The sequence below is a fragment of the Exiguobacterium sp. JMULE1 genome, assembly GCF_013337175.1.
Taxonomy (GTDB): Bacteria; Bacillota; Bacilli; order Exiguobacteriales; family Exiguobacteriaceae; genus Exiguobacterium_A; species Exiguobacterium_A indicum.
The window spans coordinates 1255421-1268234 of record NZ_SGWC01000002.1 but is presented as its reverse complement, the minus strand read 5'-3'; the positions used below and the strand labels follow the sequence as shown (position 1 = coordinate 1268234).

General features: G+C 44.9%; 16 protein-coding genes. 1 reads left to right on the top strand and 15 read right to left on the bottom strand.

All coding sequences use genetic code 11. The features are described from left to right. Nucleotides 1-14 precede the first annotated feature (14 nt). The 5 genes from EXW93_RS06675 to EXW93_RS06655 all read right to left on the bottom strand — a co-directional run bounded on the left by EXW93_RS06675 (nt 15) and on the right by EXW93_RS06655 (nt 4496). Nucleotides 15-599 carry a hypothetical protein gene (locus EXW93_RS06675; RefSeq protein WP_174316195.1) on the bottom strand — a complete coding sequence of 195 codons (585 nt, stop codon included), beginning with the start codon at nt 597-599 and terminating at the stop codon, nt 15-17. A gap of 1 nt (nt 600) precedes the next feature. After that, complete coding sequence (locus tag EXW93_RS06670; protein ID WP_174316194.1) at nt 601-1323, bottom strand: DUF2750 domain-containing protein; 723 nt, start codon at nt 1321-1323, stop codon at nt 601-603. Between the two features lie 30 nt (nt 1324-1353). Further along, nucleotides 1354-1893, bottom strand: a complete 540-nt coding sequence (locus EXW93_RS06665; protein ID WP_174316193.1) for a hypothetical protein — start codon at nt 1891-1893, stop codon at nt 1354-1356. 16 nt (nt 1894-1909) lie between these two features. Beyond that, entirely contained in the window at nt 1910-3211 is a 1302-nt protein-coding gene (locus tag EXW93_RS06660) for a suppressor of fused domain protein (protein ID WP_174316192.1), read from the bottom strand. A gap of 613 nt (nt 3212-3824) precedes the next feature. Then, the gene (locus EXW93_RS06655; RefSeq protein WP_174316191.1) at nt 3825-4496 is read right to left on the bottom strand and encodes a 5'-methylthioadenosine/S-adenosylhomocysteine nucleosidase family protein; all 672 of its coding nucleotides are present in this window, start codon (nt 4494-4496) and stop codon (nt 3825-3827) included. Nucleotides 4497-4665: 169 nt separating this feature from the next. Here EXW93_RS06655 and EXW93_RS06650 point away from each other — a divergent pair, with 169 nt between their 5' ends. Beyond that, complete coding sequence (locus EXW93_RS06650) at nt 4666-5649, top strand: ketoacyl-ACP synthase III (protein WP_174316190.1); 984 nt, start codon at nt 4666-4668, stop codon at nt 5647-5649. 46 nt (nt 5650-5695) lie between these two features. On the opposite strand, the gene EXW93_RS06645 is transcribed toward EXW93_RS06650, so the two are convergent. The 10 genes from EXW93_RS06645 to EXW93_RS06600 all read right to left on the bottom strand — a co-directional run bounded on the left by EXW93_RS06645 (nt 5696) and on the right by EXW93_RS06600 (nt 12763). Further along, complete coding sequence (locus EXW93_RS06645) at nt 5696-6226, bottom strand: GNAT family N-acetyltransferase (protein WP_174316189.1); 531 nt, start codon at nt 6224-6226, stop codon at nt 5696-5698. Nucleotides 6227-6297: 71 nt separating this feature from the next. Then, nucleotides 6298-6768 carry a DinB family protein gene (locus EXW93_RS06640; protein ID WP_174316188.1) on the bottom strand — a complete coding sequence of 157 codons (471 nt, stop codon included), beginning with the start codon at nt 6766-6768 and terminating at the stop codon, nt 6298-6300. 129 nt (nt 6769-6897) lie between these two features. Further along, entirely contained in the window at nt 6898-7707 is an 810-nt protein-coding gene (locus tag EXW93_RS06635) for an ankyrin repeat domain-containing protein (RefSeq protein ID WP_174316187.1), read from the bottom strand. Nucleotides 7708-7825: 118 nt separating this feature from the next. Continuing rightward, nucleotides 7826-8413 (bottom strand): AAA family ATPase, encoded by a 588-nt coding sequence (locus EXW93_RS06630; protein ID WP_174316186.1) that lies wholly within the window; start codon nt 8411-8413, stop codon nt 7826-7828. A gap of 29 nt (nt 8414-8442) precedes the next feature. Continuing rightward, entirely contained in the window at nt 8443-9222 is a 780-nt protein-coding gene (locus tag EXW93_RS06625) for a phosphotransferase family protein (RefSeq protein WP_174316185.1), read from the bottom strand. A 19-nt stretch (nt 9223-9241) separates the two neighbouring features. Next, nucleotides 9242-10207: a LacI family DNA-binding transcriptional regulator gene (locus EXW93_RS06620; protein WP_174316184.1), complete on the bottom strand. Its 966-nt coding sequence runs from the start codon at nt 10205-10207 to the stop codon at nt 9242-9244. Continuing rightward, nucleotides 10182-11030 carry a Cof-type HAD-IIB family hydrolase gene (locus EXW93_RS06615; protein WP_174316183.1) on the bottom strand — a complete coding sequence of 283 codons (849 nt, stop codon included), beginning with the start codon at nt 11028-11030 and terminating at the stop codon, nt 10182-10184. The genes EXW93_RS06620 and EXW93_RS06615 overlap by 26 nt, the downstream gene beginning before the upstream one ends. 111 nt (nt 11031-11141) lie before the next feature. Then, a complete protein-coding gene (locus EXW93_RS06610; protein ID WP_064300054.1) occupies nt 11142-11615 on the bottom strand; it encodes an NUDIX hydrolase in 474 nt (157 codons plus the stop codon). Nucleotides 11616-11635: 20 nt separating this feature from the next. Beyond that, entirely contained in the window at nt 11636-12046 is a 411-nt protein-coding gene (locus EXW93_RS06605) for a hypothetical protein (RefSeq protein WP_174316182.1), read from the bottom strand. Nucleotides 12047-12076: 30 nt separating this feature from the next. Next, entirely contained in the window at nt 12077-12763 is a 687-nt protein-coding gene (locus EXW93_RS06600) for a glyoxalase (RefSeq protein ID WP_058713564.1), read from the bottom strand. Between the last annotated feature and the right edge of the window lie 51 nt (nt 12764-12814).

The following is a 12814-nucleotide window of genomic DNA, read 5'->3' as shown; positions in this document are numbered from 1 at the left end:
TCCTGTAGCAGTTTTTAAATAGAAGCATGGTTCGGCTGTTCCGCTAGAAAATCCGTTTGATTGTATGTGTTTTGGACATAAAACAACAGGAGTGTACCCGTTCCAATCGCGAAACCAGCGTATAACCCCTCTTGGTATTCAACGTTCATGACACAGCAACTGATGAAACAAACCGTGCGTAGCCAGCCCGGTAAATAGTCTTTACTGAAAACGACCATTCCCATTTGAAGTAGCGCAAGCACTGCGATGATAATTGGAGAGACGAGAAAAGGCATCACTACCAGAAACAAACCGACACTAATCAGCAGAGACGCGAGTCCGATCATTCGACGCTTGAACGTCTGTCTTTTCTTGCGGTTCGGTGTCAGTCCGAATACGTCCTCGAATATGTATCCTTCTGCCTGTTTTTCCGAAATCCACGTATCCATCCGACGTTTCGCTTGATATCGGAACAAGTAGCGCTCTTCCATCGCTTGTTTCATATCGTCCTGATGAATTTCGTTTATGACACCGTGATACGTATACAATTTTCGTCCATCGCGATAGATGAGCCAAACGGCTGTCATTCCATCGACTTGTTTACGAAGCGTCCGAATCATGTTAACCCTCCAGATCTGCTAGGACATCTTCTGGATCCAGCTCAAGTCCGACGAGCTCCGGTCCCCAATCCAAGCCACAATACAGATCGTCGTCAATCATGTTCGGTAACCAACCGTTAATAAACAAGTCTAAATCCAATCGAATCAGATGATAGTCCGCCCATTCCTTCGTCTGCAGTGCTTTTGCCGCCGCTTCCGTCGAAAAGAATAACAGGACGTCCGTTTCCTCTTGATTCGACGGACAGTACGCCCAGCCCGTCTGTTCCAACTTCGATAGACCATAGACAGCACCCGTCTCAACAACCGTCTGTAAGAAATCTTCTGCTTGTTCCGCACTCTGTTCCATTTGTTGTTCCTTTTTAACGAACGCATTCAACGTCGGTGCTACCGGAAATAGTTCTTGTTCTTCGTGGTCCCACAAGACGATCGTCTCTGTGTCCAGAAGCTGATATCCGAGTTCGTCACCTGTTCCGTCACTGGCAATTCGTAAGAAACCGGATGGGTAGTCCTCCGCATCCGTCGTGTTAACACGAACAAGGTCGTCCCATGTCCGCTTGATATATTGCTCGTCCTTGATCGGATGAAACTCCCATTCGCCGATGCTAAATTTATTTTCGTGCTTGTACCTACTTCGTAGTTCTTTTGGAAGCTCGAAGCCGAGTTCTGCTTCTACCTCTTGTAATCTCTCTTCTGTGACGCCTGGTAAACCGATTTGATATGCCATCTATATGACTCCTCGTTATACATTTTGTGTTTAATTTTTTCGGTTAAAGTTCTTGCCTGTGGGATAAAGTCCGGTCAAACGTCTGCCGTAATGAACTTTTGCCTGCCCCATTCGGATTTTCTTCAGATTAAACTGGTCCTTAAAATAATCAATGACGGGTTCAACGATATAAGACGGCTCCAAGATATGAAGGACGAATTCGATCGCTTCTGGACCATATTCATCTTCAACAAAATACCCATTGCCGATTTCAAAAAGAAATTCATTGAGGTCTTCTTCAATGCTCGAGCGACGCTCAAAGATGACGTCATACTCTGTATCCTGACAAAAGATCTCTACGACAACTTCGTGGTAATCCGCTTCTTGAACGACCGAGTATCCGTCCTTTTCTTTCTCAGCTACGAGTTCTCGGATATAGGCATCTAGATTAAAAAAGCGCGAGAACTTTTGCTCGCTCATTGGTTCTTTCACTCTCTCTCCCAAGATGCCGTGAAACGTGTAGAGTGTCCGTCCATCCTTTTCGAACAGCCAAAAATGATTCTGACCGTTCATTGGTTTGATGAGTTGCATGAAGTTCCCTCCACTCTTATAGGTCTGCGAACAATTCGCCATTCAGCTGGCGAATCACCGTATCGTTCGGTAACTGTTGTCGTAGTCGTTTCGCCCAGTCCGTCCGAAGATCATAAGCGAAGTGTTCTTCGTTCGATAGCAGATAAAGCATTGTTCCATCATGGCCGACAATCACGACGGTCGTATCTTCCGGATAAACGAACCGATCTTCTAAGACACGTGTTTTTCGGTACGTCGTTTCGACCTCTTGTTGAATCGACAAGCGATTGGAATACGAAAACATGAACAGTTCGTTCATCGACGCAACTCTATAAGCGTGTTCAAGGATGAGTTCGAGCATCCTAGCATTTTCAATCTTTACCGTGAAAAAATGACTCTCACTTGTCGATGTTCGTTTTCCACGTAACCAACCGTTCGTTTGTTTCTGTCTAGACAAGACATGTGAAGTGAACGACATATGATGTTGCGAGAAAAAAGCCCTGTTGTCTTTGTCTTCCTCTTCAAAAGCAAAAAAGGTCACGTAGATCGGAAAACGATTTTGATGATTTAGAAAATCAAACAGGAAAGTTTCATTTTGATCTGTATCGCCTTGTTCTCCCGATTCAACACTCATGTGATACGCTTTCGCTAGCGGTCCATTTAGTACTAATGGTCGTTGGATATCGTCTTCAAAAAGGGCGTCGGTAATTTCGCATTCGCAAACGAATACCTCCCTGTTAAAAATCGATTCTTCAATTTCTTCATTGTCTCCCACGAGCGGATGTCGTTTTAAATTAAGCAGCTGCATCTCAGTTTCATATAACATCTCATTAAATTCCTCAGTACCGTATTTTTCGATGTAAGCGACTTCCGAAGCAAAGATGGGTACGAACCAGACTGGTAACACCGTCTCCGGTTCCCCGAATGCCGTGTTCCCTTTATAGACTTGAAATGATTCTTCAAAGTAGAACGGTGTCGTCACGTATAGGGCAGCGAAGTCGTACTTCGATAACAACCCAACCGGCATCGGTAAGTACTCGCCTAAATCATAAGCGTGTCCAGTCTTTAATGCTTCCAGCGTCAAGCGATAGATCAACTCAATTAAATCCGACTCGGCATCTTGTTGCATGACGGATAGCATCACTTCTTGATGGACAACGGCACCGTTCTCGAATTGCAATGGGTGATGCAATAATCCAAGTGATGTCACGGTATTCGCATTCGCAAACGGTGCATTTTGAAACTGCAACATTTGAATCGCATGATCTTGTAATTCTTCCATCTCAAGGTGACCAGTACTTTCACCACAATGGGCTTCTAAGTGTTCTATGTAATTCATATTTTTATATCCTCATTTCATGACATTAAAAAATGTCATTTCCAATAAATATCTTCTACCATATATTATATATTTCATAATACAATTTTGGGATTTTTTATTTTTTCCTAATGGAGGGTATCGTGACATCTGAAAACGACAAAAATGACTCCGGTTCAATACCGAAGCCATCTCATAGCAATGTAAAAAGGTAAAGCGACTTTTTAAAGTGTTCATCCGTTAGGCTTCACTCACATGTACCGTTTTCGTTTGTAGGACTTTCCTTCGATCCATGTCCAAATCCGAATTGATAGGTAAACATCGATTATGCCAATGATTAACGCAACGACAATCATGAGAACACCACTGTTATCAGAAACAAGTAGAGGATGCAAAATTGTAAAAACCATACTCAAAAGAATTGGTATTGTGATACCCATCCAAACAGAATTAAACAATAACGCCTTCCACATTCAAATCATCCTTTTGCGTAGAATATAGTTTGTTGAAACATAACATATGTTTAATAGAAAAGTATGTTTAGGAGCAATTTAATGAATGAAGTAAATGAAATGAGATGACAGAAACTTGACTATAGAAGCAAACATCGTTGAATTTTTTTGAAAGAGTTGATTTATAAAAATCGGTTAAGATACAAATCAAATATTTTCGTCATGACTTTCGGCGTGTTCTCGATATAGATCCGCATCTGTTCGACGTTTGCCTCGACAGCATCCTCGTCCTTCTCTTCGGTCGGAAAATCGGAGATGCCTTTGATGATGATACATTCGACGGCGTTTTTCTGACAGATGTACGCGACAGCTCCCGCTTCCGTATCGGCAATCGTCAGACCGTTATCCCGCAGTTCGATATAGTCTCGCCACATGACGACAGCGCGGTCTGCCGTTCCGATCGTTCCAGTATGAAAATCGTTGCCATACTTCGACACATCGAGATTGACGACGAACGATGGTTTGATAAGTGCTTCAATCTCTTTGACCGTACAATCATACTGAACGGCGCGATTCGGAACGATGATATCGAGTACGTCGTACCTCGGGTCGATCCCGGCACACGTTCCAGCAACGATGACCTTCGTCAATGGAAAGCGGAGGATCATATATTGATTCGCACCGATACCGTTTACTTTTCGAACGCCTGTGCTGTAAAACAAGAGCGTTTTCCCATTCATCTCGCGCGTGAAATATTCACCATACGGATAGGTGATTTTTTCTTCAGGTGAGACATGAAAATACGCAAGCGTCGCATCGAACTCCCATCTGGTGGCGATGCTGATACCAATCATTCCATCCTTCTCCTTTCGTGCATTCGCTAGAAACTGCTCTATTTTTCAACTAGTCGACCTGATAATGCGTACGGCAAGTGATATTACTTGTATTTAAAAGAAAATACATTTAAATTAGTACCTAGTACTAAAACCAAGTATAAATATTTTCGATGAGGAGGAACTACTTATGACTGTATATCATGCTCGAATGACAGCAATCGGCTCTTATGTCCCAAAGAAAATCATGACGAACCATGATTTAGAGAAGCTAGTAGAGACAAATGATGAATGGATAGTTCAAAGAACAGGTATCAAAGAACGAAGAATCGCGGCTCAGACTGAATCGACAAGTGATCTTGCGTATCAAGCGGCTATGAATTTAAAACAGCGTTACAATAAAGATTTCCAAGATGTCGATATGATCATCATCTGTACGATGACACCTGATTTTAAGACCCCAAGTACCGCGTCATTGGTGCAAGCAAAACTTGGTATCGAACATGCCGGAGCAATTGACCTGAACGCTGCCTGTGCAGGATTTACATACGGATTACACCTAGCGAACGGATTAATTTCATCTGGTCTTCATAAAAAGATTCTTGTCATCGGTGCAGAAACACTTTCTAAAATTACTGACTACGCGGATCGAAATACATGTATTTTGTTTGGAGACGGTGGCGGAGCAGTTCTTGTGGAACGCGATGAAGTCCAGTCTGATTTTATTTCATTCTACTTGAACTCGGAAGGAGAAAAGGGAGCAAATCTATATTGCTCGAACCTGTCAAATCACTTGTTCGAAGATCCTATCATTCATACTAATAAAATCATCCAAAATGGACGCGAAGTTTACAAGTGGGCGGTTAGCACGGTTCCCCGTGGGATGAAACAGGTAGTGGATCAGGCATCGATGACTTTAAATCAAATCGATTGGTTCATTCCACATAGTGCAAACCTTCGCATGATTCAATCAATCTGCGACAAAAGTGGTGTTTCCTTTGATAAAACGCTTTTCAGCCTAGTCAATTATGGCAACACTTCTTCAGCGACCATTCCCTTATCTTTAGATCAAGGTGTCAAAGAAGGGAAAATCAAAACGGATGACATGCTGCTGTTATATGGATTCGGTGGCGGTTTGACACAAGCTGGATTATTAATGAAATGGAGTCTGTGATTCATATAAGGAGGAAGTACAATGGCATCGTGCTTCCTCCTTATTTTTAATTCTGATAATGGACAAGCGTAGCGACATCCAGCCACTCATATGCTTCGTCTTCTACCATGACATTCCCAAAACGACTCTCACGGTGACCTAGGTATTTACCTCCAAGCCGTTTGTAAAATGCTCGTCCCGGCTCATTCTTTTTCATTACCCAAACCATCATCGAGAAGACCTCTGCTTTTAGGAAATGCAAGCTGACAGTCGCCATCAACTTTTTACCAATCCCTAAACCGTGTGCTTCAGGTAATATATAGAGGGCAGACAACTCTCCTTTCCGTACACCATCAATAGTATGAATTTGAGCTGCTGCGAATCCCATTATCATTCCCTTTTCATTCAATACCACATATAAAAATGTATCTTGTGAGGAATCGTTCAAAAACTGTGTCCATTTTTGTTCAGCTTGTTGAACAGAGAGTTGTTCTAAATATACATCGGGCACTAAACCGGCGTATGTCGTCCTCCACGTATCAACGTAAATCTTTGCTATTGCCTTCATGTCGTTGGATGTTGCTAAACGTATATTCAAAAATTTCACCCCTACCTGACAGATTGTATTAGTAGCTCATACCACTACTATTTTTTTCTTATCCACTCATCTTAGTCCCAAACTCGTACCCGCTCAACACCTGCTGTTCTCAGATAATCGAGTAACTGTCCCGTATGTACCGCTTCGTGATAGGCAATCCGTAACAGCATATCACCGAGTGAACGCACATATCCCGATTCGGAACGGTCAATCTGAACCGTCGCTAAATCAGATTCGGATAGTTGCTTAACATATGCCATGAATTCGTCGCGATAGGCTTCCGCAAAGTCTAATTCCTCTTGCACGGATACGAAGTCGCGCCCTTCAAACGGGGACTCATACGACGGTAGACTGCCTCGATTCTGCAACGCTAAGTAATAATAATACTCACTATCTAACACATGACGGATCATCTCAAAACACGTCATCGCATTCTCATCCGGTTTCCAGTTCAATTTATCTTCAGGAATTGACTGCCAGACTTTAGTGCTTCTTCTTCTCACCTCATTTAAATTCCATACCATCCAATCGATTGTGTTCATGATATATCCTTCCTTTCAATCCCGAATATGCGTTCTCTTAATCTCTATTTTGACAAAGCAAATTGAAAATCCTTTAAAAATTAAAGACAGGAAGCATCCGCAGATGTTTCCTGTCTTGTCGTCCATCGTTCACTTATTCTTTTCCTCAGACAACGCATCGATCTCTTTTTGGCGTAAAATCTCCGCAATTTGATGATGCTCGTTCGCAAGAGCTAGATCGCGTGCGGAACTCCCTGCAGCGTCGCGGTAAAGCGGATTTGCTCCATAAGAAAGTAATATTCGGACGATGCGTTCGTATCCCTTCGCGCTAGCTAGCGTCAATACCGTCTCCCCGTCCTCTGATGGACTCATCTCATGATCTGCTCCTGCTTTGAGTAACGCCTTAACGGCTTTCGGATGATTATTTTCAACTGCTAAATACAGTGGTGTGATGCCCTCTGGACCCTCTGCCTCGATTTCCGCTCCCGCTTCAAGCAATAAGGTGACTTTTTTTGCTTTCCCTGCCTGAGCGGCAATGTGTAGAGGCGTCATTCCCTCACCCTCTTCAGTTCGTTCGTGTAATAATTCCATATCCTGAGCCAATTGACGCAGGATTTTTTTATTGCCAGACCGACCTGATATTAGATGTAGTGCTGTAAATCCATCACCTGTTAAATCTAAATAGGCGCCGCGCTTCATTAATAACAAAGCAATCTCAGATTTCCGGTCATACAATGCGATGTGTAGCGGCGTCATTCCATCTTGATTGGGTAGATTGATGTCTGCTCCGTGGTCGAGCAACAATGCGACGATCGCGATGTGTCCTTCCTGGATTGCCCAGTGTAGTGCCGCGAATCCTTCTTCATCCCACTCATTCAGATCATCCCCTCGTTCGATACAGCGCATGACCTGCTTCTTCTTCCCTAGAAAGGCTGCATCTTGAATGGATCGCTTCCCCATGTCGGTTCGCCCCTTTATCAACTCTGTCTTTAGTTCATTTTACAACAACCGGCTTCAGGAAAGCGAAAAAACCATCTTGAGCAGCGCCAAGATGATTTTACCTAGTGAACAAATTTTTTTATATGAATTTTCCAAACGCAAGTAACTGCACCGCTGTTTGTCGGACTTGCTCCGGCGTTTTTGCTGTCGTATCAATCGAATAGACCGGAAACTGTTTATACCAGTTTTCTTCGAGTGCCCAAAGCGGTTGATGCTGTTCAAAAGATTGACGAGATCTTTCTTGATCAGCGTCGCGCCGCTCTTGTAAGAGATGGTCTAATGCCTGTAAATAAAGAATCTGGTCGGACCGACACGTCCTTAATGCCTCAAGTTCCGTCTTTAAACGGAGTTCCATATCCCAGTCGTTTCCATGTATCTGTGGATAATGAAGCGTGTAGAATTCAAGATCTTCCGGACCACGATCTAATATGATGTGTCCATCGGGAAAATGGCGAAATCGTTCGATTTCCGCTTGAATGAACAAGCGCTGATTCTCAACGAATCCGTCTTCGGTATGGATGTCTAATCCGAGCTCTTTTCGTTTTTGAACGATCGGATATGGATTTTCATAATAGACATGCAACTCCGGGTAAGCGTCTTCAAGCGCTCGCGCTAATGTCGTCTTCCCTGATGCCATGCCGCCTTGGATCGAGAGGATGGTTCTCATGAATGGTGTTCCTCCTACTTGTATATACTTTAAGTATTAAAAAAATAAGCGCCTAGGTCTGGATGACTGATCAATTCCTTTAACTGCCTTTGTTCTGCACTCGGGATTTGCTCAAGCGTCCTAAGAACGGCCATGAGTCGTAACCAGTCTGAAAGATTCGATAGCTGGATTGACGAAACAGCTTGATAACGGTCAAGATATTCGCGACAGACGTATCGTCGCACCTCGTCCGATACTGTTGTTTCACCTGCTGTCCACAGCAAGAGCAACGTCCGCGCGACATCCGCGATCGGTGGACCTGTCGTCGCATCATGCCAATCGATGACGACGAACGTTTCATCTGCTGTCACGAGGATGTTCTGGAAATGGAAGTCCCCGTGGAGCAATCCTTGCTGTTGCGGAACGTAAAGTTTTTGGAGTAATCGTTCCGCCTTCAAGCGTAACTCTAGTGATAGATGACGTATTTTGTGCTCGGTGACATCGTACCATTCAGGAGCTACACGCGATTGTTGCTGATGAATCCGTTGATGTAATGTCGCGAAGGCGTTAAGAAAATCTGTTATTCGCTCCGGTTCGAACAACTCTAACAATTCGCTGCCGTCGACCCGCTGCATCTCAATGAAAGGCGAATCTTCTAATTCAACGGCATATACGTTTGGTGTCGGGATGGCCGTCCGCTCAAGTTCTTCGAGCATGCGAAATTCCTGAGTGATCCGTTGTTTTTCAATCGATGCTTGAAAGTACTTACGGACTCGTTCGTCAGAGATCGTCATCACGGTAGCGGTCGCACCGGTTTTTTCCTTATTCATCTGTATAACCCCCAGTCTCTTATGTCGTTTGTCGAATCATCAAAGAAGGTTCCAGTAAAGAATTAGCGCTTTCACTCTGATTCAGCGCGTCATCCAATAATTGTTCTGCTGCCAGTCTGCCAAGCATTACAACCGGTTGTCGGATCGTTGTTATTTCAAGCGCTCTGGCAAGTGGTACGTCATCAAATCCCGTAATCGCGATATCCTCTGGCACCCGAATGCCATCCTTGCGAAATTGATGGATGAGACCCGCTGCGACTTCGTCATTGCCCACGATGATGGCGTCTGGCAAGTCTATCGTTAGAAGTTGACCTGCTAGTGCTTGTCCGTCTTCGAAAGAATAGCACCGATCCGCGTACCATTGATAGCTATGACGGAGCGTAGACGTCTTGAGATATTGGTCGAACGCCTCCCGTCTGACTCTTCCGACTCCGCTATCTGGATTTCCAAGACAGAGACCGACTGTTTTTGCTCCTCGTTCTTCTACATGTTGCAGTAACATCGTCATCGCTTTTCCATGATTAAAAGAGATCGACGGCACGATATCCTGATGGTCTTCGCAGGCAACGACTGGTCCAAGCGTCCGCATCGTCTCAAGTAACTGCGGCTGACTGATGGCGCCAATGATCAATCCGTCAATCCGCTTATCGCGAAGGTATTGCATACTCGCTTCTTCTTTTGCTGAATCGTGTTCCGTCTGGATGACAAGGAGTGTGTGGTTTCGTTCCATGCACACTTGACCGATCCCCTCGAGTAATTGATGAAAAAACGGATGACCGACACGCGGCACGAGGACACCAATCGTATTCGTCTTACCGCGTGAGAGGTTGATCGCATTTCCGTTCGGACTATACTCCAGTCGCTCCATCACGTCTAAGATGATCCGCCGCTTTTCTTTTGATACATGCTTATGACCGTTTAAGACACGGGATACCGTCGACTTCGAGACACCCGCTTGTTTAGCGATATCCGAGATGTTCGCCATACTGTTCCTCCTTCGTTTGTTCCCATCGTTCTAAGCCGTTTAATGCCTCCGCTACACCGTCCTCATCATGATCACTGGTGAGGTATGTCGCTCTGCTTTTGACAGATGCTTCAGCGTTTCCCATGGCAATCGATGTTCCCGCCACTTCGAACATCGGTAGATCGTTTTGATTATCACCGATCGCAATGATGTCCTCGGCTGTCATCCCGTACGCTCTCGCGATGTCTTGAAGGGCAGTCCCTTTTGTCACGCCGTTTGCCATGACTTCTAAGTTATAGGCACCTGAACGTGTCACGGAACAGATCTTCAGCTGAAGGAGTTGTTGCTCGAGGTGTTCGAGCTGCCATGTGTCAGGTGAGACGAACATGAATTTGATGACGTCCAGTTGATCGATTGCGATTTCGTCAACTTCCTCAACACCGTATTGCGTTAATTGAGCCTGAATCGCTTCTTGAAACGCACGATCTCCGCCTTGAAGAGCAGCAAGCGAAAACTGCGGTAACAGGATGTTGTCTTGTAGATAAATATGTATGAATACGTTTGTAGATCGTACGATCTCCCAAATCGTTCGACTGCTGGAACGGTTCAAAAAATACCGTCTACCTTGTCCCACCTCGACCTCTGCCCCGTTCGCACCAATGAGCGCACAATCCAGTTCGTGTTGCGCTAGAATCCGCCGCGCATCAAAGGCAGCTCGCCCGGTGACGATGGTGACGATATCTCCTTTATCCTGCCGTTTCTTGATGGCTACCTGATTTCCCGCCGAAATTCTGTGTTCCTTATTCAATAACGTTCCATCTAAATCAATCGCAAAGCATCGCATCGCGTTTCCTCCTTTTCGTGTCCTCTTGATGCTACAGGCTGAAACGCATCCCAGTGCAACAAAAAATCTTGAATGAACAGTTCATTCAAGATTTTTGTTTTACCCTTTGCTTCAAATGGAGACGTGATGCGCTGTCTGTTGTTTTTGAACAAACTCCATCAAGATCGGTCGTTCCGGTGGATTGAGTTTTTCTGGTAGCTGATCGATAGCGAAAAAGCGTAATTCCGCGACTTCTGACGGATCCCGAACGATTTCACCCGTATAAGCCGTACACAGAAATGCTGAGATGACATTATAGACTTCATCCCCGTGCGGATACTTATAGTAAAACGCATCACCCGAATAGACGTTCAATAATTCGAGGTGCTCTGCTTCAAGACCGGTCTCTTCCCTTAATTCTCGTTTTGCCGTCTCTACGAGCGTTTCCCCGATCTCAAGCGCTCCACCAGCGAGTCCCCAGCATCCGTTATCTTGCCGAAGTTGTAATAAGACTTCTTGTTTATCGTTGACGACGATGACACACGCTCCTGCCATGACGAGCGGTCGTGTGCCGACGAGTTTGCGTAATTCTGTGATATATCCCATGTCATTCAGTCCTTTTCCATTTAAATCACTTTCGTTCGGACGCGCATCCGTTTGAGTCCCGTCAATAGAAGACACAACAAGATGATGCCCGAAACAAAAAGTACGTACGTATGAATCGTAAAGAAGGAACGGAAATCGATCAGTGCCACATTCTGCTGCATCTCAATCCAACTACTTAGTATGATTCCACTGATTGCAAGTAAGATGAGTACTCCGACCTGTCGACGTGTCAGCGAGACATACGTCAAAACGCGCATGCCTTCACGGATCACGAATGGTAGGAGAACGAGGAGTGCTGCGACCGGTAAGATGACCGGGTCACCGCCTTGCTGAATCGGCATCGACCGGGTCAAATAGCCAAACAGAAAAAAGAAACCACATACGAACAACAATAATCCGAACGCGATACTCACATTCACCGCTTTGTTCATCTTACTTCCCTCACTTTTTAGAATAATGAATTATGAAGAAACGGTACTTTGATGCCATACGCCCGCTGCATCAAGCCGGACCCGATGTCTGCCGTCGAGTTCCATCTCGATCGGACTGACCTTCGCCGTCTTCGGTGAGAACAACCATGTCCGACCTTCTGGGACGAGCAAGATATGCGTTCCATCCGCGACCGGTCCGAGGAAGTTGAGTGACGCGCCATTGAGCGGACGTTCCCGTCGCTCGAGAACGCCGATCTCCGCTAACTGCTCACCGACTTCAAGCACATCTTTCACCGTCAGACTCATCTCACCGATTCCGAGGATGTCGGATACATCAAACGTCAGTTCCGCTTTAGACGGATTAATTTGATGCCGCGCGATCAGTTCCAAGACGTTCTCATCCGGGTCATAAAAGTAACAGGAATGCGAATCCGTAAAGTCAAAATAAATCTCGTCCTGTCCATCTTCGATCAAGAGTGGTGTCCGTTCTACGAGCCACGCTTTTCCTTGTTGGAAGGCGTTTTCCGGAATGTTGAACGCCATATGGTATTGCGTATCAACATCGTCAGTCTGTCGATATGTCAGCTGATCAGTACCGATTTGCATCGTAAACGAATCATTCGTTTCCGAGACGAGCGGGAATCCGATCTGGTTTATGTAAAAAGCCTTCATCGCCTGTAGATTGCGTGTCACAAGAATGGTTTTTGAAATGTTCAAGCTGATGACCTTCCTTCATTTGCAGTAAAATTTATCAAAAAGCGATATGCT

What these genes read in the sequence shown, in the direction of transcription:
- EXW93_RS06635 (WP_174316187.1), bottom strand. Translation starts at nt 7,707, where the DNA reads ATGGGGAAGCGATCCATTCAAGATGCAGCCTTTCTAGGGAAGAAGAAG.
- EXW93_RS06665 (WP_174316193.1), bottom strand. Translation starts at nt 1,893, where the DNA reads ATGCAACTCATCAAACCAATGAACGGTCAGAATCATTTTTGGCTGTTC.
- EXW93_RS06675 (WP_174316195.1), bottom strand. Translation starts at nt 599, where the DNA reads ATGATTCGGACGCTTCGTAAACAAGTCGATGGAATGACAGCCGTTTGG.
- EXW93_RS06625 (WP_174316185.1), bottom strand. Translation starts at nt 9,222, where the DNA reads ATGAATAAGGAAAAAACCGGTGCGACCGCTACCGTGATGACGATCTCT.
- EXW93_RS06610 (WP_064300054.1), bottom strand. Translation starts at nt 11,615, where the DNA reads ATGGGATATATCACAGAATTACGCAAACTCGTCGGCACACGACCGCTC.
- EXW93_RS06630 (WP_174316186.1), bottom strand. Translation starts at nt 8,413, where the DNA reads ATGAGAACCATCCTCTCGATCCAAGGCGGCATGGCATCAGGGAAGACG.
- EXW93_RS06605 (WP_174316182.1), bottom strand. Translation starts at nt 12,046, where the DNA reads ATGAACAAAGCGGTGAATGTGAGTATCGCGTTCGGATTATTGTTGTTC.
- EXW93_RS06650 (WP_174316190.1), top strand. Translation starts at nt 4,666, where the DNA reads ATGACTGTATATCATGCTCGAATGACAGCAATCGGCTCTTATGTCCCA.
- EXW93_RS06660 (WP_174316192.1), bottom strand. Translation starts at nt 3,211, where the DNA reads ATGAATTACATAGAACACTTAGAAGCCCATTGTGGTGAAAGTACTGGT.
- EXW93_RS06620 (WP_174316184.1), bottom strand. Translation starts at nt 10,207, where the DNA reads ATGGCGAACATCTCGGATATCGCTAAACAAGCGGGTGTCTCGAAGTCG.
- EXW93_RS06670 (WP_174316194.1), bottom strand. Translation starts at nt 1,323, where the DNA reads ATGGCATATCAAATCGGTTTACCAGGCGTCACAGAAGAGAGATTACAA.
- EXW93_RS06640 (WP_174316188.1), bottom strand. Translation starts at nt 6,768, where the DNA reads ATGAACACAATCGATTGGATGGTATGGAATTTAAATGAGGTGAGAAGA.
- EXW93_RS06655 (WP_174316191.1), bottom strand. Translation starts at nt 4,496, where the DNA reads ATGATTGGTATCAGCATCGCCACCAGATGGGAGTTCGATGCGACGCTT.
- EXW93_RS06615 (WP_174316183.1), bottom strand. Translation starts at nt 11,030, where the DNA reads ATGCGATGCTTTGCGATTGATTTAGATGGAACGTTATTGAATAAGGAA.